This is a genomic window from Paenibacillus xinjiangensis, from assembly GCF_059686975.1.
The window spans coordinates 1-18683 of sequence record NZ_JCAALS010000013.1 but is presented as its reverse complement, the minus strand read 5'-3'; the positions used below and the strand labels follow the sequence as shown (position 1 = coordinate 18683).

At 43.1% G+C, this 18683-nt stretch carries 17 protein-coding genes and 2 pseudogenes; 15 read left to right on the top strand and 4 right to left on the bottom strand.

Features of this window, described 5'->3' with window-relative positions; all coding sequences use genetic code 11:
- The first annotated feature begins 44 nt into the window (after positions 1–44).
- The 6 genes from AC6ESP_RS14415 to AC6ESP_RS14390 all read left to right on the top strand — a co-directional run bounded on the left by AC6ESP_RS14415 (position 45) and on the right by AC6ESP_RS14390 (position 4719).
- The gene (locus AC6ESP_RS14415; RefSeq protein WP_497097435.1) at positions 45–167 is read left to right on the top strand and encodes a hypothetical protein; all 123 of its coding nucleotides are present in this window, start codon (positions 45–47) and stop codon (positions 165–167) included.
- A gap of 3 nt (positions 168–170) precedes the next feature.
- Positions 171–1073 (top strand): GNAT family N-acetyltransferase, encoded by a 903-nt coding sequence (locus AC6ESP_RS14410; protein WP_497097434.1) that lies wholly within the window; start codon positions 171–173, stop codon positions 1071–1073.
- 115 nt (positions 1074–1188) lie between these two features.
- Entirely contained in the window at positions 1189–1971 is a 783-nt protein-coding gene (locus AC6ESP_RS14405; protein WP_497097433.1) for an SGNH/GDSL hydrolase family protein, read from the top strand.
- 36 nt (positions 1972–2007) lie between these two features.
- The gene (locus AC6ESP_RS14400; RefSeq protein ID WP_497097432.1) at positions 2008–2925 is read left to right on the top strand and encodes an ABC transporter ATP-binding protein; all 918 of its coding nucleotides are present in this window, start codon (positions 2008–2010) and stop codon (positions 2923–2925) included.
- Entirely contained in the window at positions 2918–3889 is a 972-nt protein-coding gene (locus AC6ESP_RS14395; protein ID WP_497097431.1) for an ABC transporter permease, read from the top strand. The genes AC6ESP_RS14400 and AC6ESP_RS14395 overlap by 8 nt, the downstream gene beginning before the upstream one ends.
- A gap of 110 nt (positions 3890–3999) precedes the next feature.
- The gene (locus AC6ESP_RS14390) at positions 4000–4719 is read left to right on the top strand and encodes a 3-ketoacyl-ACP reductase (RefSeq protein ID WP_497097430.1); all 720 of its coding nucleotides are present in this window, start codon (positions 4000–4002) and stop codon (positions 4717–4719) included.
- Positions 4720–5088: 369 nt separating this feature from the next.
- Here AC6ESP_RS14390 and AC6ESP_RS14385 read toward each other — a convergent pair whose 3' ends face one another.
- Positions 5089–5841, bottom strand: a complete 753-nt coding sequence (locus AC6ESP_RS14385) for a copper amine oxidase N-terminal domain-containing protein (RefSeq protein ID WP_497097429.1) — start codon at positions 5839–5841, stop codon at positions 5089–5091.
- Between the two features lie 213 nt (positions 5842–6054).
- On the opposite strand from AC6ESP_RS14385, the gene AC6ESP_RS14380 reads away from it, so the two are divergent.
- A complete protein-coding gene (locus AC6ESP_RS14380) occupies positions 6055–6789 on the top strand; it encodes a class I SAM-dependent methyltransferase (protein ID WP_497097428.1) in 735 nt (244 codons plus the stop codon).
- A gap of 80 nt (positions 6790–6869) precedes the next feature.
- Complete coding sequence (locus AC6ESP_RS14375) at positions 6870–7760, top strand: DUF72 domain-containing protein (RefSeq protein ID WP_497097427.1); 891 nt, start codon at positions 6870–6872, stop codon at positions 7758–7760.
- Positions 7761–7786: 26 nt separating this feature from the next.
- Here AC6ESP_RS14375 and AC6ESP_RS14370 read toward each other — a convergent pair.
- A pseudogene (locus AC6ESP_RS14370) lies at positions 7787–8417 on the bottom strand (transposase); the annotation flags it as partial.
- Between the two features lie 301 nt (positions 8418–8718).
- Between AC6ESP_RS14370 and AC6ESP_RS14365 the strand changes: the two are divergent.
- A complete protein-coding gene (locus AC6ESP_RS14365) occupies positions 8719–9540 on the top strand; it encodes a stalk domain-containing protein (RefSeq protein ID WP_497097426.1) in 822 nt (273 codons plus the stop codon).
- A 54-nt stretch (positions 9541–9594) separates the two neighbouring features.
- Here AC6ESP_RS14365 and AC6ESP_RS14360 read toward each other — a convergent pair whose 3' ends face one another.
- Positions 9595–11304 (bottom strand): DUF4127 family protein, encoded by a 1710-nt coding sequence (locus AC6ESP_RS14360; protein ID WP_497097425.1) that lies wholly within the window; start codon positions 11302–11304, stop codon positions 9595–9597.
- Between the two features lie 321 nt (positions 11305–11625).
- Between AC6ESP_RS14360 and AC6ESP_RS14355 the strand changes: the two genes are divergently transcribed.
- Positions 11626–12744 (top strand): acyltransferase, encoded by a 1119-nt coding sequence (locus tag AC6ESP_RS14355; RefSeq protein WP_497097552.1) that lies wholly within the window; start codon positions 11626–11628, stop codon positions 12742–12744.
- A 151-nt stretch (positions 12745–12895) separates the two neighbouring features.
- On the opposite strand, the gene AC6ESP_RS14350 is transcribed toward AC6ESP_RS14355, so the two are convergent.
- The gene (locus AC6ESP_RS14350) at positions 12896–13222 is read right to left on the bottom strand and encodes a transposase (RefSeq protein ID WP_497097424.1); all 327 of its coding nucleotides are present in this window, start codon (positions 13220–13222) and stop codon (positions 12896–12898) included.
- Between the two features lie 1429 nt (positions 13223–14651).
- On the opposite strand from AC6ESP_RS14350, the gene AC6ESP_RS14345 reads away from it, so the two are divergent.
- The 5 genes and pseudogenes from AC6ESP_RS14345 to AC6ESP_RS14325 all read left to right on the top strand — a co-directional run.
- Entirely contained in the window at positions 14652–15422 is a 771-nt protein-coding gene (locus AC6ESP_RS14345; protein WP_497097423.1) for a hypothetical protein, read from the top strand.
- Positions 15423–15446: 24 nt separating this feature from the next.
- A complete protein-coding gene (locus AC6ESP_RS14340; protein ID WP_497097551.1) occupies positions 15447–16091 on the top strand; it encodes an ABC transporter ATP-binding protein in 645 nt (214 codons plus the stop codon).
- Complete coding sequence (locus AC6ESP_RS14335; RefSeq protein ID WP_497097422.1) at positions 16088–16768, top strand: hypothetical protein; 681 nt, start codon at positions 16088–16090, stop codon at positions 16766–16768. The genes AC6ESP_RS14340 and AC6ESP_RS14335 overlap by 4 nt, the downstream gene beginning before the upstream one ends.
- Positions 16769–17278: 510 nt before the next feature.
- A pseudogene (locus AC6ESP_RS14330) lies at positions 17279–18033 on the top strand (DUF72 domain-containing protein); the annotation flags it as partial.
- Between the two features lie 441 nt (positions 18034–18474).
- The coding region (locus AC6ESP_RS14325; RefSeq protein ID WP_497097421.1) for an IS110 family transposase at positions 18475–18683 on the top strand (209 nt) is incomplete at its 3' end.

Genomic DNA, 18683 nt, shown 5'->3' with positions numbered 1-18683 from the left:
TGTTATGTCATTTAAACCATTAACGATTAAGGAGATTAATAGATATGAGAGAACAGTTAGGCTTCGAGACCGCCTCTTTGCAGGTACGGGAATTCACGATGGAAGACTATGCCGCACTGCTGGAATTAACTAGGCAGCCGGAAATTACGGATATACTAACAGATTGAAACATGACGGAGGAGCAGCTGAGCGGGTTTCTTCATTACGTCATCGGCTCTTATACAAGCTTCGATCCAGAGGATGTAAAGATTCTGCTGGCAGTTGTTCATAGGCAGGAGGATCGGCTTATCGGCTGGTGCGGCGTGTTCGACAACGATATGCTCGACCCTGCTGAGCGGGAAATCGCTTATGCCATATCGAAGAACTATCGCAGCAAAGGCTATACGAGTGAAGCGGTCAAAGGGATGACGGCGTATATGTTCGAGCGTTCAGCATTGAGGCGAATTGTCGCAATTGTTAGGCCCTTCAATGTTCCATCAAGACGTGTCGTCGAGAAGACAGGCTTCAAGCAGCATTGTCTTGTTCGGTTGAAAGACGGAAATGAGTATTATTATTTTGCCATTACACCGCATGATCTGCGGATCAGCTATGTACCAATGGATCAGATCGAGCCCTATATGGACTTAATCGCAGAGATCGAGCATGTTCAGCTGGATAGGCGCATCGCGGATCATGAGCAATGGCTTCGAAGAAAAGTTCGTTCGTACTATGAGCGAGGAGCTGCGTTCTTTGCCTATTCGGATGAGAAGAGTGGCCTATTAGGAATAATCGCTGTTCTGCATGAGGCAGCGCCATCCGGAATTCCAGCTCTCGGCGCTAGAGCGGAGGTGCTGCTCATGGGAGTCAGTCAAGCGGACAGAAGGAGCGGGATCGGCTCAGCACTTCTTCGGCATGCGGAAGAGTATGCAAGAGTAAGAGGGGTGTATTGTATGTTCATGATGACTTACGCTGAGGACTATGATGTGATTGCCTTTTATGGAAAGAATGGCTTCATTCCGGTTGGAGGTCTTCCTGATGTGTATGGTCCAGAGCTTGCCGGCAATGTGTTCATGCGCAAAATAGTAAAGCAGTAGTCTCCGCTGACTTTGCTATTCTAGCAAGATATGAATATATTTAAATGAAGGAGTTCTTTCTATTCCCGTTAAGAGATTGATTGAGCAGCTCATATAGAAGAGAGGAGTGATGCACGTGCAAAGAAGGAGTGTCCGGATCATAACGATCATCTCTGCTGCTGCATGCCTGCTGTGGATAGTCGGATTAGGATGGGCTATGCAAAGCTACCTGTTCAAGAACGGCACTGCTGTATCTGCGCTTCCTGCAGCCGCAACGGTACAGACAGATGATGCGGAAAAGCCGGGAGTTACGATGCTCGCATTAGGAGATTCTCTAACTAGAGGGATCGGAGATAGTGAAGGCAGAGGCTATGTTGGTTATGCGGAGGATCAATTGAAACCGAAGCTTGAGGAGCTGTCCGTCATCAATCTAGGCATCAGCGGCTTAACCTCCCCACAGCTGGCTGAACAGGTGAAGGAGCGTGAGGTTGGGCGGCAGATTGGACTTGCGGACATGATCGTCATGACGATTGGCGGCAACGATCTGTTCAGTGGCGGCCAGACGTTGTCGAATCTTACAGAAGACCATATAGACAAGCTAGCCGAATCTTATCTAGGCAATCTGAATGCCATCGTTGGAGCGATTAGAGCTCTTAATTCAGAAGCGCCATTGTATGTATTAGGGTTGTATGATCCTTTTAGCGATCTGCCGGATGCAGCAGTAACCTCGGCTATTGTGAGAGGCTGGAATAACGAGACGATAGAAGCGCTTGCTGCTTACCCGAATACCGTATTCGTACCGACCTATGATCTGTTCCAATTGAACGTGAACGACTATTTGTTCACGGATCATTTTCACCCGAATGAAAAGGGCTACCAGCTGATGGCGGATCGGTTAGTATCCTTAATCGGTCAATAGCAGGAACGAGTGCCAAGTCATAAGGAGGTCATAGCGATGAGCGACATTACGTTGTCTGTTCAAGGATTGCGCAAAGTCATTGGAAAAAGAACGATTATTAAGGATCTGAACTTCGAGCTGAAGCGTGGGGAAGTGTTCGGCTTCCTTGGTCCTAATGGAGCCGGGAAGACGACGACGATACGTATGCTTGTTGGTCTGATCAAGCCAAGCGCTGGCTCCATTGAAATATGCGGATTGGATGTGGATAAGCAGTTCACGCAAGCGATGCGGCAGATTGGCTGTATTGTGGAGAATCCAGAGCTGTACCCCTTCCTGAGCGGAATGGACAATCTGCGTCACTTCGCCGTTATGCTCACAGACGTAGACGCGAAGCGGATTGATGAGGTTGTTGCATTGGTGGGCATGCAGGAGCGTATTTATGATCGGGTCAGCACCTATTCCTTAGGGATGCGGCAGCGGCTCGGTATTGCGCAGGCACTGCTCGGCAGACCGAAGGTGCTCATTCTCGATGAGCCGACGAATGGGCTGGACCCCTCGGGTATTCGGGAGATGCGGGCATTTATTCGGTTCCTGGCGGAGGAGGAAGGGCTGACGGTATTGGTGTCTAGCCATCTTCTGCATGAGATTCAATTGATGTGCGACCGAGTCGCTATTATCTCCAAGGGCGAGATTATTAAGGTGGACTCGGTGGACAACCTTCTGTCGCGTGAAGAACGTCTAATCTGGCGAATTACACCGCTGCCGCTAGCGAAGTCCTTGCTGGGGGAATGGACAGATCTTATCGAGTTGGACGAGCATGAGGGTACGATTACGACGGTCTATTCGCAGACGGAGACGGGAGAGTGGAATCGCAGGCTGGTGGAGGCGGGAGTAACCGTGCTGGAGATGAACCGCAAGCTGCCCGCACTTGAAGATCTATTCCTTGAGCTGACAGGAGGGGAATCGATTGATTAACCTGATCCAGAATGAAATGATGAAGATTATTGGCAAAAGACGCTTCGTCGTCATCGGCATGATTATTGTTGTGCTATTATCTCTGTTCACCTACGCACAAGCGAAGCAGTCCGAAGCGACGAAGGAGCGGCTGGGCACGACAGACTGGCGGACCGAGCTGCAGCAGCAGGTCGTGGATTGGCAGAACAGCTTGAACTCAGCTGGTCCATGGCGGGAGCAGCTGCAGATTCAAATTAAGCAATCGCAATATTATTTGGATCATGACATTAATCCTTCGGAGCCTGGTGCGCCGACCTTTATTAGAGGCTTCATCGAGAACTCAACGGAGCTGTTCCTGCCGCTGTTGGTTATGATTATTGCGGTTGATCTCGTGTCCTCGGAGCGCAGCATGGGGACGATCAAGCTTCTGCTGACGAGGCCGGTGAGCCGATTCCGAATTCTGCTGAGCAAATATGCGGCGCTCGTCTTGTCGGTTTCTTTTATCATGCTGATGTATGGGGTGTTATCGTATGTGATAGCGGTGCTCATGTTCGGAAATGAGGGCTGGACGGCTCCGGTGCTGACGGGCTTCTCGGTTACGAATGGGGAGCTGAGCGTGGCGGATGTGCGGCTTGTGCCGCAGTGGCAATTCATCGTGCAGGAATTCGGGTTAGCCTGGTTCGTATCGCTGGTGGTGGCGACGATGTCCTTCATGCTGTCGGTATTGATGAGAAGCAGCGCTGCTGCTATGGGCACGATGCTCGCCTGCTTAATCTCGGGAGCTATCTTAAGCAACATGGTCTCTTCATGGGAATCGGCCAAATATTTATTCATGGTCAACCTCGGAGTGATGGATTACTTGAGCGGCTCAGCTCCGCCTATACCTGGCATGACGCTCGGCTTCTCTCTAACCATACTATTGGCATGGGCTGCCGCATCGCTGCTGGTCTCTTTCTCGGTATTTATGAAAAAAGACGTCTATTAAGCTGTCCAACTAGCTTCGATTAGGCGGTTCGGTCCAGATTCGTTTATAATAAAGAAGTCTGCTACATGAAGAAGACTAACCTAAACTACATGAAGAATGGAGATAGAACAATGAATATAAGCAACAAAACAGCTATCATTACAGGAGCAGGAAAAGGCATCGGTCTTGAAATTGCAAAAGGATTAGCGAAGGAGGGCGTGCATCTCGGACTGATCTCCAGAACGGCTGCGGATTTGGAGTCATTGGCTGCATCACTGCAGGAGAGCTACTCGGTTCGCGTATACACAGCGGTCGCGGATATTTCCTTGGATGATGAGGTTGAAGAGGCTGTGACTCAGCTCAAAGAACAGCTGGGCTCCATCGATATTCTTATTAACAATGCGGGTATCGGCAGCTTCGGATTGCTGCTCGAAATGGACCCGGACGAGTGGAGACATATTGTAGAGGTTAACCTGATGGGCACATACAATATGCTGCGTGCCGTTCTCCCGACGATGATCGAGCAGAACAGCGGAGATGTCATTAATGTTGCATCAACTGCAGGAGAGCGCGGCTTCGCAACCGGCTCCGCATACAATGCTTCGAAATTCGCAGTTATGGGCTTAACGGAAGCGGTTATGCACGAGGTTCGCAAGAACAATATTCGCGTAACGGCGCTTACCCCGAGTACGGTCAATACGGAGCTTGCATCGAAGGCAGGATTGAAGATAGGGGACGAGGATCGCATGATGCAGCCGGAGGATGTTGCTGAGCTGGCTCTTGCGGCACTGAAGCTTCCACCACGCGTCTTCATGAAGACAGCAGGTATCTGGACAACGAATCCGCAATAACAATAGCTGATGAAGCACATTGGCAAATAAGCTGTACTAAGAAACCTTTCGTTATGCTAGCGACTGGTTTCTTTTTTATATGCGTTCACTCGAGCACTCGGATAAAAGAATACGAACGTGCAGTTATTTTTCAGCGCTATTGTTCATTTAGAAGAAATACCTGCAAATATGCAGGTACTGAGGCTTGGGTTGCTTCTAAATTGGAAATAGGACCGATGAAAGAATGCACATTCGCAGGTATTACTGCCCAATGGCAGGCGGAGAGGGAAAAGAATGCGTAATCGCAGGTTTTTAAGGGTACCGCTCTTGGGATATATAAGCAAGGGGTGTCCCAAGAGTCGAATGACCTGCGGACACCCTTACTATTAATTAGGGGAGCAAAGTCGTGAAGCGGATATCATCGACCATCCATTTGCTGTTGATATATGTAAGATGAATGGTTCGTTCGATGTCGCCTTTGTATTGTGTGATCGTACCGGACTTTTCACTGGAATGGCTGAATGGAGTCTCCGTGAATGCTTTTGTGTTCTCCAAGCCTTTTGCTCTAATTAATTTGTTGATATAGGTGTCTGTGAAATAAGGCTGAAAATGGACTCTGATCTGCGAATAGGCAGAAAGATCGGTCGCTTCGTTTGCTTTTTTAATCAGCGTGTTAATCGTCTGCTGTGAAATTTCGGAATAGTTGAAGGTGGACTCGGTAGTAATATGTACTTGCTTGTCGCCTAAGGTAATATCAACGACGCCGCTGGCTGAATCCCATGTTAATGTTCCTCCAAGGGCTTGGCTAATCATGCGAATGGGCACGTAGGTGATCCCTTGCTTAACTTGAGCGGGTACATCGATTGTGAGTGATTTGCCACTCAGCGTCACAATGTTCGAATTAATCTTCAGGACAATCTTATTGTCCCCTTCTATAATGGTTACCGTCTGTGCTTGCTGGTTCCACGTTACATCCGCTCCGAGACCGGCTGAAACGACGCGTACAGGCACCAATGTTCGTCCTTGAACGACCTTGCCTTCAACAACGAAGGGCTGTTTCTCTGCATCAGCAAAGCTCTGATTAGGCAGCAATAGGGACATAGACAATAAGAATGCGGTTAAGGCGATGGTTATTTTGTTCATTGGAATAGCCTCCATATGTAGGATCAATGCAGCTTTTGCTTACTGCTATAGACGCCCCTTGGGAGGGAAAAGTTGCTGAGAAAATTCTCATTCAAGGGGGGAACTGGCTGAAGCTGGGGAATGTTCTTTTTTAATTATAATGATTCTGGGAATAGCTGTGCTCGAGGTCATGATGATAAGGTAGAGGGATACAATTGAGGAGATGAATCGAGAATGAAGCAGAATAAATATGATGACACTGGTTTCTTCACGAATTACAGTCAGATGCCCCGCTCGGTCGGTGGACTGGATGCTGCTGGGGAGTGGAAGGCACTTCAAGCTATGCTGCCAGAGCTCAATGATAAAAGGGTGCTCGATCTCGGCTGCGGATTCGGCTGGCATTGTCGTTATGCGCGCGAGCAGAAGGCTCGTTCGGTTATAGGTGTAGATTTGTCGGAGAATATGCTGGAGCGCGCCAGAGCACTGACGAATGATCCAGCGATCGAATATCGCCGAATGGCCATTGAAGATATCGACTTCGAAGCGGAACAATTCGACGTGGTCATCAGCTCGCTTGCCATGCATTATGTGGAGCGGTTCGACCTGATCTGTGAGAAAATCCATCGGTTTTTGGTTAAGGGAGGACAGCTCGTGCTGTCATTCGAGCATCCCGTCTTCACAGCCAACGCAGCTCAGGACTGGTACTACGGACCGCAGGGTGAGAAGCTGCATTGGCCTGTGGACGATTATTATCGAGAGGGCGCAAGACAGACTAGATTTCTGGACAATGATGTTGTGAAATATCACCGAACCGTCGCAACGCATGTGAATGAGCTGCTTCAGGCAGGCTTTCAAGTGACGAGGCTGTCTGAGCCTGAGCCGACGGAGGAGATGCTGGGGCGAATGCCAGAGATGCAGGATGAGCTGCGCCGTCCGATGTTCCTCATGATTGCAGCTGTTAAGATGTAAACCTGTTCCGGGGGGACTGGTTGATTCACCTGCCAAGAGTAGGTATGATGGGAGCAATAAAAGCCCGGAGGAGGATTCGGATGCCGATACATATTGGTCTTGCAGGCTGGGGTGATCAGGATCAGCTGTATAATCCCGGAGTGAAGGCGAAGGATCGATTACAGCATTATGCGAAGCATTTTCCAGTGGTGGAGGTAGATAGCACATTCTATGCCATTCAATCGAAGGAGCGGTTTGCCAAGTGGACGGAGGAGACGCCTGCATCTCTTCATTTTGTCGTGAAGGCTTATCAGGGGATGACGGGGCATCAGCGTGGTGCGGCTTCGCAGTCGAATGATCCGGCGAAAATGTTCGCGGCGTTCCGTGAATCCTTGGAGCCAGTTATGGAGGCTGGCCGGCTTACGGCTGCGTTATTCCAGTACCCGCCTTGGTTCGATTGTACGAGGGAGAATGTACGCCTGCTGCGGGAAGCGAGGCTAAGAATGGAGGGGATTCCGTGTGCGCTGGAGTTCCGCCATCAGAGCTGGTTCACTGAGGAATTCCGCAGCAAGACGCTGACATTCATGGAGCAGGAGAATTGGATACATAGCATCTGCGATGAGCCGCAGGCGGGAGTTGGCTCTGTGCCTACTGTCTTGCAGGCGACGAGTAGGCTGACCACAATCGTTCGCATGCATGGACGCAATGTGTCCGGCTGGAATCAGAGCAGCGCGCCGAATTGGCGGGAGGTCCGTTATCTGTATCATTACAATAAGGACGAGCTGAGGGAATGGGCGGACTGGCTGACAGAGCTGCAGAAGCAGAGCGAGAGTGTATGTGTCATATTCAATAACAACTCGGGAGGTCATGCTGCGGGCAATGCGAAGGAGTTGATGGAGTTGCTGGAGCTTGCAGGTCCAGACGGACGCCCACCATTGCCGCTCTATGTGGAGCAGATTAAGCCAGACGTGGAGCAGCTGGATTTGTTCTGAGGCTAGTAGACAGGTGATTGTCTTTCTTATGGAAGGTAATCACCTGTTTTCTGATCATTACTTCTGACATAGGCTGACTTATCCATCTCTCGCCTTTCACTCGTGTTTTACGCCAGTCTAGGTAGGGTTTCATATCCATGAATCGAGACTGGCCTGCCCATTTTTCATCCATCTCAATTAAAAGAGAACCAATCAGGCGAGTTACAGAATCCCGATTCGGAAATATACTAATGACGCGCTCCCTGCGGCGAATCTGTCGGTTTAAACGCTCTATAATATTTGTTGTACGGATTTTCAATCGGCACGCTGTAGGCAGTGCTAATACGGCTGTCGCATCATCAAAGCCACTTTCCAGCACCGCAATTGCTTTAGGAGCCCGTTCCAAAAAACGCTTGTGATTTTGCGCGTTGAAACCCCGTTAATGACCATCTCCATCAAAGAAAGTACGAATACTTGCTCGCTTCGCTGATAGCGTGTAAACATCTTTTGTGGGAAACTTCCATCTCTAAATCGAGGCACACGCAGCGTTAACTTTCCTACTCGAGTTGACAACGTATACGGATAGCTTCCGTTGCGATACCCTAGTCGGTCTTCTGTGCGCTCATATTTTTCTACGGATAATTGATCAGATGCCTGTGCTGTTAACACTTGATATAATGATAATTTTCAAGTTCAAAGCATATCTATTTAAGATTTAAAACATACGACGTAATATTATACATTTAAAGAATGATGATTAATCGGATTTTTCATTGAAGAAATAGGAGAGGTGAAAGAACAAGCAACGAAGTTATAATTATTAACACTAACGGAACTTTTTGGCAAAAAAATACGTCTAAAGATTAGTGTTTCGTCAAACAGGAAAAATGGTTAGATAGTACTGGAGGTGGGTCAAGGGATAACTGTGTAGATCCGTATTGCCACAACCATTAATATTTAAACTATTAGGAGGTTTTTTATGTTGAAAATGAAAAGAATGCTATTCTTACTTATAAGCTCGATATTGATTAGTGTTCCATTTGTGTCTTCATCAGTTTCTTCTAGAGAATCCACAGACATTTCAGGTGGTTTATTAGTGAATAGCCGAGTACTCATACCGTTACGTGCTGTGACAGAGAAGATGGGGGCTTCTGTAGAGTGGAATCAAGAATCGAAGAGCATCCGGATTAGTAAAGATAACACAACTATATTATTAACCATTAATTCAAACCGTGTCCTTGTTAATCAAGCTGAAGAACTTCTGGATGTACCAGCAACTTTGGAAAAGGATACAACATATGTTCCATTAAGATTCGTTAGTCAAGCATTAGGTGCTGAAGTCAATTGGAATCAACTTGCTTACGAGGCAACCATTACATTCGACCAAAGTCAAATTAGGGTTGCTGTGAAGAAGCCTGCTATAAAAATTGAAAACAAAGTAACTGAGCAGAGATTACAGATACTTGTTAAAAAAATCAATGACGCTACAGATCTGGGGTCAATAAAGGATATACGTGCTGCTTTCAAACTGTATTTTACGGATAAGATGATTAATACCCTCGTTCAAAACAATGGATTAGAATATAACAAAAAAATTGTTAATCAAGTTAAGGTCGCTAGAGTTAAATATATGGATTCAAAAACAGCCATGTACTATGAAAGTTCACTAGCTGATCAGTATAATCGTTTTGAAGAACATGATAATGGTAAAGCAGTTTATCGTGATATCACTTTGAAATATGATGGAACGGATTGGAAAATAGACAGTATAAGTTTTACTACAGCGAGTTTCATTCCTTAGTCCTTAAATAAAGAGAGAATGCAGCTCGTTTTTAAGAGCTGCATTCTCTAATTTTTAGACCAGTGTAACGGTAGGGGATAAAGTGATCTCAAAAGCTCGACCCCAAATAAAATCAGGATTAGAGTACACCAATGAACTGGTATTGTAACCGGCAAAAGACCAGGTTGACGTAATTTGACGTACATTATAGGCTGTTGAGCTGAGACCAATTCTGAAACAGTTTTTTGCTGCCAGCGTGCTTGTAGTATGGGTTTGCATTCGGTTACGCAACACGCTAGTCAGATAGGTATAGTCTGCTGGCGAGTTAAATAATTTCATATTTTGATTTGCGGATTTTGTTGGTAGATTTACGTAAACTGGATTAGCGTTAGAATAAAGTTGAATCTCATCTTGTCCAACAATTTTTTTATAGTAATAATCTTTGAGGAATCGTTTAAACAACAATGATCCATGGGCATTTAATGCCGAGCTTAAAGCTGCAGATTGGGTTTCAGTAACAAGAAAAGCGTATCGAGCTTGTCCCATCCCCAAAGCAATTCCTGTTCTGTTTCCAAACGTATTCCAGCTACTATAACCGAGAACACGACCCGTATACTCACTGGCAAGTAATGCTTCGGACACAGTATTATTTGCAATGAAATTTTCACATAAGTCTATTACGACAGTTGCGATTCGATTGGTACCGTTGGATACAATACGACTTACTGCTGCCGAAACATTGGCTTGACTCGTGATAGCTAGAATTTCAATGTTAGGAGAGTTAGTAACAGATTGACCACCAATAACATCAATATGCCGGCGAATGTTATCATCCAAATTTGTATATTCATATGAATTTTGAATGGTCGTCCCGCTTGGCCCAAAGTACTGTATGGAGTAGCTCGGTTTAGTACCGCCACGCAGGAGTTGATTAGCCATACGACCCATGAGTGAAGCCCCTAAGCCGTCTGCATCTGGCAATATAATTGCTTTATTAGGATTTTGTCCACCACTGCCACCAAGGTTTGTATTAATGTAACTTTTAACAAAGTTGATTTCGTTTATTTGAATCCCTTCTTTATACGCGTCATCTACACCAATAGCAAGAAAATCTATGTAACCCAATCGAGCTAATTGATCAAGGATATAGTAATTTGATTTAAACTTATGTCTCCTTGTATTATAATATTTCGTTTTATCAAAGAAGCTTGGTGTCTCGAAATTAGTGGAATCAGGTTTGAGATCATAATTATTCAAAATATTTGTGAATACCGTCTCAGTCTTTCTTACTTTTTGCATAAGAAGACGAGATTCTTCATATGCTTGTGCATTCAAGCCTTCGACATATGTGGTTGTTGCCAGACGCATAATAGTATCTAAAACGAATATTGGTTTGGTAGGATAAGATTGTTTAACTAACCGAATAACATCCAATAAGTTTGTAGTTACTGAATCATAAGATGGATAGGTTGCCCCGGCACTAGTGCGAAGACGTCTACTACCTATCAAACCGCCATATGCAAGCATGTCAGTAGAAATGATAAACCCATCAACCGAGGAAGCATTATCAAGAATAAACTGACGAACATTTGCGGAGTTACCAAATACCGGTGATGAAGTACTATTAAGAGTAGTTCCTGTAGCATTCGCTACAGAATCAATTCTATTTTTAATGTTCGCAACGGCTGGAGTAATGACATTGATTCCAGCAGTATGACCTTGCAGAATCACATCGTCTAGGTTTACTGGTCTATCGTCAATTGGTACATATAATACATTTTTCATGTTTATTCCTCCAAGTATATTTGTTTAAGAACAAGCCTTGTGGATGTCGGTACCAAAGTGCCATCCCTGAGCACTTAGTAACTATCTCTCGTTCTTATAATAGTAAAGTGATTGAATGCCTCAATAAAACAACCAAGGTATAAAATATATTTCTCTGAATGAAATAATGAATGTACTCAGATGAAGTATTTATTGCAACATAAAGGTGAATGCGCACGTCAGTAAAATGGAAACGAATGGTAGTTTGTCCACAATTATTCGAATGAGGTGCATTTATTGTCACAACGAATAGTAAGGAATACATACTTAACAGAGCTTGATATGCTACGTGCATTCGGAATCATTGGAGTCATAATGATTCACTCCACTTCTTCAGCAGTAGTTACTTCTGATCCCAATTCAATTACGTTTATGATTTTCGCTCTCCTTAACACCTTATCTAGATTTGCTGTACCCATATTCATAATGCTCAGCGGCATGTCTCTCTTTTACAATTACTACGACAAGCCAATTAATGTAGAAGCCATAAAAACCTTCTATATGAAACGTGTCAATAAGATTATCTTGCCCTTTATAATTTTTTCCCTGATTTATTACTCAGTTTTAATGTTGGACAGAAATGGTTTCTCTAGTATCCAGCAATTTCTTTCTTATTTCCTAACCTGGGATTTCTTTATTAAATTGCTTATTGGAAAGACATATGCTCATTTGTACTTTATATTTATAATTATTCAATTCTATTTGTTATTTCCGATCATATGGTTTGTCTTGAGGAAATGGCCCATTACGATTAATTGGATGATTGTGGTGGGTGGGATCATGCAATGGTTATATGTTATCAACGCAAAGGAAATGGGAATTAAATATGTTAATAGCGGATGCCTCGCTTACAGCTTGTACTTCTGCGTTGGAGGGTTTTTAGGAATTTACTACACGAGGATGCTCAATTATTTTAATAACCATAAAGGTAAGGTGCGTTTAGCTTTACGCCTAACATTGATCATCTTATGGACCGTTTTTGGTACCATAAGCGTAACTTCTTTCATAAGCGAAGTTCGGGGTGTGGTAATATTCACTAATCTTTGGGTAATTGAATTGATAAAAGAAGTTTATTATACAACTTCATGCTTATTGTTAATTTCATTAGCACTTTTATTAAAGACGTCCCATTTAGAATTATTGAAGAAAATGCTTACCCATCTCGGTATTACATCCTTCGGAATATACTTATTTCATCCATTGATCCTGAAATATTACCGTATGATAGAGGTAAGTGAAGACCCTCTTATTTATGCTAGTTGGATTGCCGGCGGCTTCCTTCTAGCCTTGTTCGGGTCATGGATTGTTGTCAGTTTAGCTGGGATGATTAAAGGTCATTGGATTTTATTTGGATCGATGTCTCATCGGGAGAAAAAGAATATAAGGCAATATCACGATTAATGCATTATCTTATGGCGACCGACCCTATGGATGGTTTTTGCTTCTTGCTGATCTCTGCTTATATGTGCATAATACGAGGATCGTTCGACCTCCAATACGCGCAGCACCAAGCTGATGTTATAACCTTGTCCGATATATTTCTGGGCAATCTCTATTTTAACCGCAAGTGCGGGTTCGTTTTTTTTAGTAGGTCTTTGAGAATGTCCCTCTCTAAGGCTTGCTCCGCAAAGAGCTTCTTCAGTTTTTCATTCTCTTTCTCTAATTGTGCATAGTCTTCTGCGGTAGGAATAAACTTGGATTGCTTGACACTGTTCCCGTCTAACTGATCCAGATCCTTACGGTTCAAATCTCTGGCCCACCTGAGAACCATCTTAGGGTCGAGTTCATGTTGACGCGCTACCGCCGTCATATTGCCAATCTCTTTCCCCTTGGCTACAACCATTTTCTTGAAGTTTAAGTCGTACTGTTTCTTCTTCATATCTCGTTCCCCTCCGCTTGATTTCATTGTATCTAAGTAAGGGGTGTACTGTCCAAGTCTAAATAGGGGCTAAATAGGTAATACATTCAATGCTGTAAGCGGTACATCAACAACCAAACAAACAACCTATAAACCGTGGATTGGTCTTGATTATATTTATAAAGCCAACGGTGACGATAGCAATTATCAGAAGGTCCGTTTTAGAATTAACAGTGGTAGTAATCAAGCGTCGGTGGATAGCAGTACTACAATTGAAAAAGGAACGTACGTGAGTATATCATTAACTAATGCCTACACAGCTGTCGGTACTAGTTTAACTTTACATGCTATGGGAAATGATCCTGCACTTGATTGTCAGATAACAGGGACTTTTCAACCTGCTTAATTGTTAAACTAATGACAAGTACACTTGTGGAAGATATACATTAAATAATCACTTGCCAGTCGTTTAGTCGAAATCCACTTGTTACTTTCCGAATATACAAATCTCGTTCGGGAAGTAACAAGTATAAGAGTATGTTACACAATTTATCCCTGTCAAAGTGAGGAACGATGGAATGAACATTTTTACAGCTATAAAGATGCAGTGTTCACTTATGTTTCATAAATTTAGCTTCAAGTTTGTTTTTTCCTTAATGATGATATATTCGTTGGGTGTTTATTTAATGAATCTGTACACGAGCAGTGGAAAAGATATTTCTATGTTACATTCAGCAGTATCTTTATATGTAGGCAGCTCTTTAGGCGAATACTTTCACTACTTTGCTTCCATTTTTCCGTTTATAGTGGTATTTCCTTTTGCTTTTTCATATTTAAACGATAAAAGCGTTAACATCATTCCATTTGTAATGACTCGAATGGGATCAAACTATTATTATTCTTCTAAGCTGATAGCGGCATTCATAGGTGGCGTACTTATTATTCTCATTCCATTTGCAATTAATCTTCTGTTACTGACAATAACTTTTCCTCACAATGACAATACCTACTTTGGTTTTTATAACGATCTCAACTATGGTAGGGGATTGCTAGGAACAAATGTTATAGTTCAATCAGCCGGTAAAGGATTGCCGTTTTTACAACTTTATATGATCAGTCCATTTCTTCATAGCTTTCTATATCTTGTCTTTTTGTCTTTATTCAGCGGATTGATGAGCATATTCGCACTTGCTTGTTCGTACTGGGTCAGTAAATACAAAGTTCTTGTGTTCGTCCCGGTCTATCTCTTATTTTTCATATGTAACACGATAGATAATTTCCTCTTCAAATCCAAAACATATTTAAATACCATTTTACTCGACTATGTTACAGTTGATGTAACACCAGGAAAACATATTCTTTTCTTTTTACCCTTTTGCTCTGTTATATTGTGTTTTACATTGTATAGATCTTGGAAAGTTAGTCTTAAGGACCAGATATAGGAGGGTATATGATTAACAGAATGACGTTATTAAAAGTGTTTATAATCGTTCCAATCATCATTCTGTATCATATTCTATCAATCGGATCACCTTCAAATTCAGTTGATATCCCGATTAAAGACTTGGTAGTAGAGTCTATTTTTGGAAGGATTCAAGTGAATAATGTACGCTCCTACACTCTAATTTTCGAAAAAATGTTCTATGTACTTGTTTTTAATATGTTATTTGGAACTTATATATATAAGAATTTTTTAGTCAGTAGTGTTTATTTATTTTCACGTTTAAAAAACAGAAAAACTTGGCTTTACCGCAAGTGTTTTGAATTATTGCTCCTTGCTAGCTGTTATACTCTGTTTTTTTTGGTAACGTTGTTATTCCTGTGTATCTATCAATCCAGTTATGGTGTAGAAGGCACAACCATAAAGTTGTTAATTCTTTTATGGGTGGTAATTACTTTATTTTTAACATTCGTTACTTTAATCATTAACATGCTTGCTATTCGCTTAGGAAGCAATGTTGCATTTATTATTGTTTATATCTTTCTGATGTTAATGGTAACACTCGCACTATCTATGCGTTCTATTCCATTAGTAGTAGAGCATCCGTATTTGCTTTTACTCAATCCTGTCGCAGCCATTATTGTGAATATGATAGATCTCGGCGGCATGCAATTTATTGGAATCTCTTACTTCTGCTTGTTAAATGTTATTGTCATTCTGTTTGGCGCCCAATATATTAACCGTATTGATATAGCATTAACGGACAACGAAAGTGTCTGATTACTGTGAAAGGCAGTGAATGAGTTGCATAATATTACAATTAGTAATCTAAGTAAAACAATTAGAGGGACAGAAGTTTTAAAAAACATCAATCTGACAGTTGAGAGCGGATGTATATATGGTTTCATTGGTAAAAATGGTTCTGGAAAGTCGATGTTATTCAGAGCGTTAAGTGGTCTAATTAGACCCTCATCAGGGAAAATCTTAATAGATGGTAGAGAACTCCATAAGGAAATAAAGACAGTGAGTAGATTGGGGATTATTATTGAAAACGCAGGACTGTACCCAGAATTCACGGGTTATAAGAATCTTCAGTTGCTTGCAAAAGTAAATAAGATTGCGGGAAATGCGGATATAATAAAAGCAATAACAAGAGTAGGGCTTGATCCCCAAGATAAAAGGACAGTCAAAAAATATTCACTGGGAATGAGACAAAGAATCGTAATGGCTCAAGCAATCATGGAAAAACCAGATTTCCTATTTCTTGATGAACCAACGAATGCCTTAGATGAAAATGGGGTTGAATTGGTACATAACATTATTAAAGAAGAAGCAAAGCGAGGAGCACTTGTGTTAATGGCAAGCCACAGTAAGGAAGATGTTGAAATTCTATGTGATAAAAAATACATAATGGCGGGCGGGAAATTATTTGAGGGAGAGTCCTTATGAGGCGTTGGATTATTTTTCAGATTATGTTCGTTGTAATTGTTGTAGTAATTGGCCAGATAGGTAAGTCTAGTTTTGTAGATAGTGGAGCGATGGGATTAAAGACAACCGAGGATGCGTTGAGTCTGGATAGTGGGGTCGATTACATCTTTTCAGATGAAGATTATGATGGATTTATTGAGTACGAGAGGACCTACATAGAGAGTGTTGATGAAGCTACGTTAATTGTAATAGGCAGCCCGACAGGGAATATTGCTCAAAAACATTTTAGTTTAGCGCAGGAAGTTAAAATAGTGAAAGTAATCAAAGGCGATACTAGCATTGTGGATACAAGTGCTTATATTTATGGGCAGTACGGGTTTGCAATAAATGAGGATTTGCATAAGAAACTTACATATTATTCAATTCGAGATTTAATGCAGCCTGGTCATCAATATTTAATGTTTCTAACGCCACTTGAGTTAAATGAATATTTACCAAAAGCGGGATATCGATTTATTGATTCTTTCTTTAGCCATCTTGATATATCCGATGATTCAACGACGATAACGACTATTCCTTTGAATAAGTTGAAATATACCGATGTGAAAGGGAAGGAGATATTCGCAAGTTCTGAGAGAATGTTGGATCAACTGAAGCATATAAAAAAGAACATTATAGGAAAGTATATTCCGTCTTGAACCAATTAGCATCAAACTAATGAAAAAAATTGATGAAATAAATTTTTTTCGAACAAATCATTGCAAATTCCTCGGCTCCAAGATAGTTCGTTGAAGTATCGACAGGATAGAGGATTACCTCTTGGAAAGTTAGATTGCCTGCTTTAACTTAACAGTTAACACAATTGGTATGCGACCTCTAAACTTTTAAAAGGATGAATTTGTGAGTGGAATCATAGCTGTGTGAGGATTTCCTTTATTCAACAGCGTGCGTGTTCTACAGATGCATTTCACATGAATGCCTAAAAGTTGGCCAAAAACAGGAGTACCGTAACGTAAAATAGCTCTCACTTGAATGGAAGTTGGGAGCTATTTTACGTTTAAATCATTAATATGGACTATTTATTTATAAAAAACGTTACTATTTAATTTCGCCAGTTCGTGTTTATACTGATTGGGCAAAATTGAAATAATATTACGAGTACAATAGTATATAATTATGCCCTCTTAAATTTGTCCACATAAATATTTATTCAATCGAAGGAGCGGTTTGCCAAGTGGACAGAGGAGACGCCAGCATCTCTTCATTTTGTCGTGAAGGCTTATCAGGGAATGACGGGGCATCAGCGTGGTGCGGCGGCGCAGTCGAATGATCCGGCGAAGATGTTCGCGGCGTTCCGTGAATCATTGGAGCCGGTTATTGAGGCTGGTAGCTTACGGCTGCGTTATTCCAGTACCCGCCTTGGTTCGATTGTACGAGGGAGAATGTGCGCCTGCTGCGGGAAGCGAGGCTAAGAATGGAGGGGATTCCGTGTGCGCTGGAGTTCCGCCATCAGAGCTGGTTCACCGAAGAGTTCCGCAGCAAGACGCTGGCATTCATGGGGCAGGAGAATTGGATACATAGCATCTGCGATGAGCCGCAGGCGGGAATTGGCTCTGTGCCTACTGTATTGCAAGCGACTAATGAGCTGACCACAATCGTTCGCATGCATGGACGCAATGTGTCCGGCTGGAATCAGAGCAGCGCGCCGAATTGGCGGGAGGTCCGTTATTTGTATCATTATAATAAGGACGAGCTGAGGGAATGGGCGGGTTGGCTGGCGGAGCTGCAGCAGCAGAGCGAGAATGTGTGTGTCATATTCAACAACAACTCCGGCGGTCATGCTGCGGGCAATGCGAAGGAGCTGATGGAGATGCTGGAGCTTACAGGTCCAGATGGTCGCGCTCCACTGCCGCTCTATGTGGAGCCGATTAAGCCAGATGTAGAGCAGCTGGATTTGTTCTGAGATTGATAAATAGGCGATTGCTTTCCTTATGGGAGTGTAATCGCCTGTTTTCTAAGAATTACTCCTAAAAGAGAAAATGCACAGACACAGATCATCAATCTCTATCCGTGTTGCTTCATTTTTTTCTTAAGCTAATGCCTTTTCTTCTTTCAATTGGAGTTAACTTAGCTTCGGCAACACCAAACCCATCCGTTACTGTTATTTTCGTATTATTAGGTCAGCCAGAATGTTCTGGTTGGCCTTTCTTTATGGCCGTTATACGATGGCGGTAGCCGGGAGAACGTCTGCTTTTTTGGGGTTATACCCCGTAGGAAAAACTGTTCTCCCACTGCCCCCAATGACCATGTTTGAGCTGGTAGAGGCAACGACCTCGCATCACAAGCGAAGCTATGGGTTTGGAACTATCGTGGGAATTCCGGCAATTTTATTTGGGAGGTTGTTATGCAGCCAGTCGTAGGTGTGGATGTAGCGAAAGGATCTAGCGTAGTACAAGCTTTTACAAGGAGGAACGAACCGTACGGGAAGGCGGAGAGCATCTCGCACGGGGATAGCGGATTCGAGCGGCTAGGTGAACTCCTAGAGGAGTTACAGGCGAAGGCGGCAAGCGTCCCAGTCGTTATTCTTGAAGCGACAGGGCATTATCATCGAGC

Excerpts from the sequence above, each read along its gene's own strand:
- AC6ESP_RS14415 (WP_497097435.1), top strand. The coding sequence starts at position 45 with ATGAGAGAACAGTTAGGCTTCGAGACCGCCTCTTTGCAGGTACGGGAA.
- AC6ESP_RS14410 (WP_497097434.1), top strand. The coding sequence starts at position 171 with ATGACGGAGGAGCAGCTGAGCGGGTTTCTTCATTACGTCATCGGCTCT.
- AC6ESP_RS14400 (WP_497097432.1), top strand. The coding sequence starts at position 2,008 with ATGAGCGACATTACGTTGTCTGTTCAAGGATTGCGCAAAGTCATTGGA.
- AC6ESP_RS14390 (WP_497097430.1), top strand. The coding sequence starts at position 4,000 with ATGAATATAAGCAACAAAACAGCTATCATTACAGGAGCAGGAAAAGGC.
- AC6ESP_RS14385 (WP_497097429.1), bottom strand. The coding sequence starts at position 5,841 with ATGAACAAAATAACCATCGCCTTAACCGCATTCTTATTGTCTATGTCC.
- AC6ESP_RS14380 (WP_497097428.1), top strand. The coding sequence starts at position 6,055 with ATGAAGCAGAATAAATATGATGACACTGGTTTCTTCACGAATTACAGT.
- AC6ESP_RS14375 (WP_497097427.1), top strand. The coding sequence starts at position 6,870 with ATGCCGATACATATTGGTCTTGCAGGCTGGGGTGATCAGGATCAGCTG.
- AC6ESP_RS14365 (WP_497097426.1), top strand. The coding sequence starts at position 8,719 with ATGTTGAAAATGAAAAGAATGCTATTCTTACTTATAAGCTCGATATTG.
- AC6ESP_RS14360 (WP_497097425.1), bottom strand. The coding sequence starts at position 11,304 with ATGAAAAATGTATTATATGTACCAATTGACGATAGACCAGTAAACCTA.
- AC6ESP_RS14355 (WP_497097552.1), top strand. The coding sequence starts at position 11,626 with ATGCTACGTGCATTCGGAATCATTGGAGTCATAATGATTCACTCCACT.
- AC6ESP_RS14350 (WP_497097424.1), bottom strand. The coding sequence starts at position 13,222 with ATGAAGAAGAAACAGTACGACTTAAACTTCAAGAAAATGGTTGTAGCC.
- AC6ESP_RS14345 (WP_497097423.1), top strand. The coding sequence starts at position 14,652 with ATGATTAACAGAATGACGTTATTAAAAGTGTTTATAATCGTTCCAATC.
- AC6ESP_RS14335 (WP_497097422.1), top strand. The coding sequence starts at position 16,088 with ATGAGGCGTTGGATTATTTTTCAGATTATGTTCGTTGTAATTGTTGTA.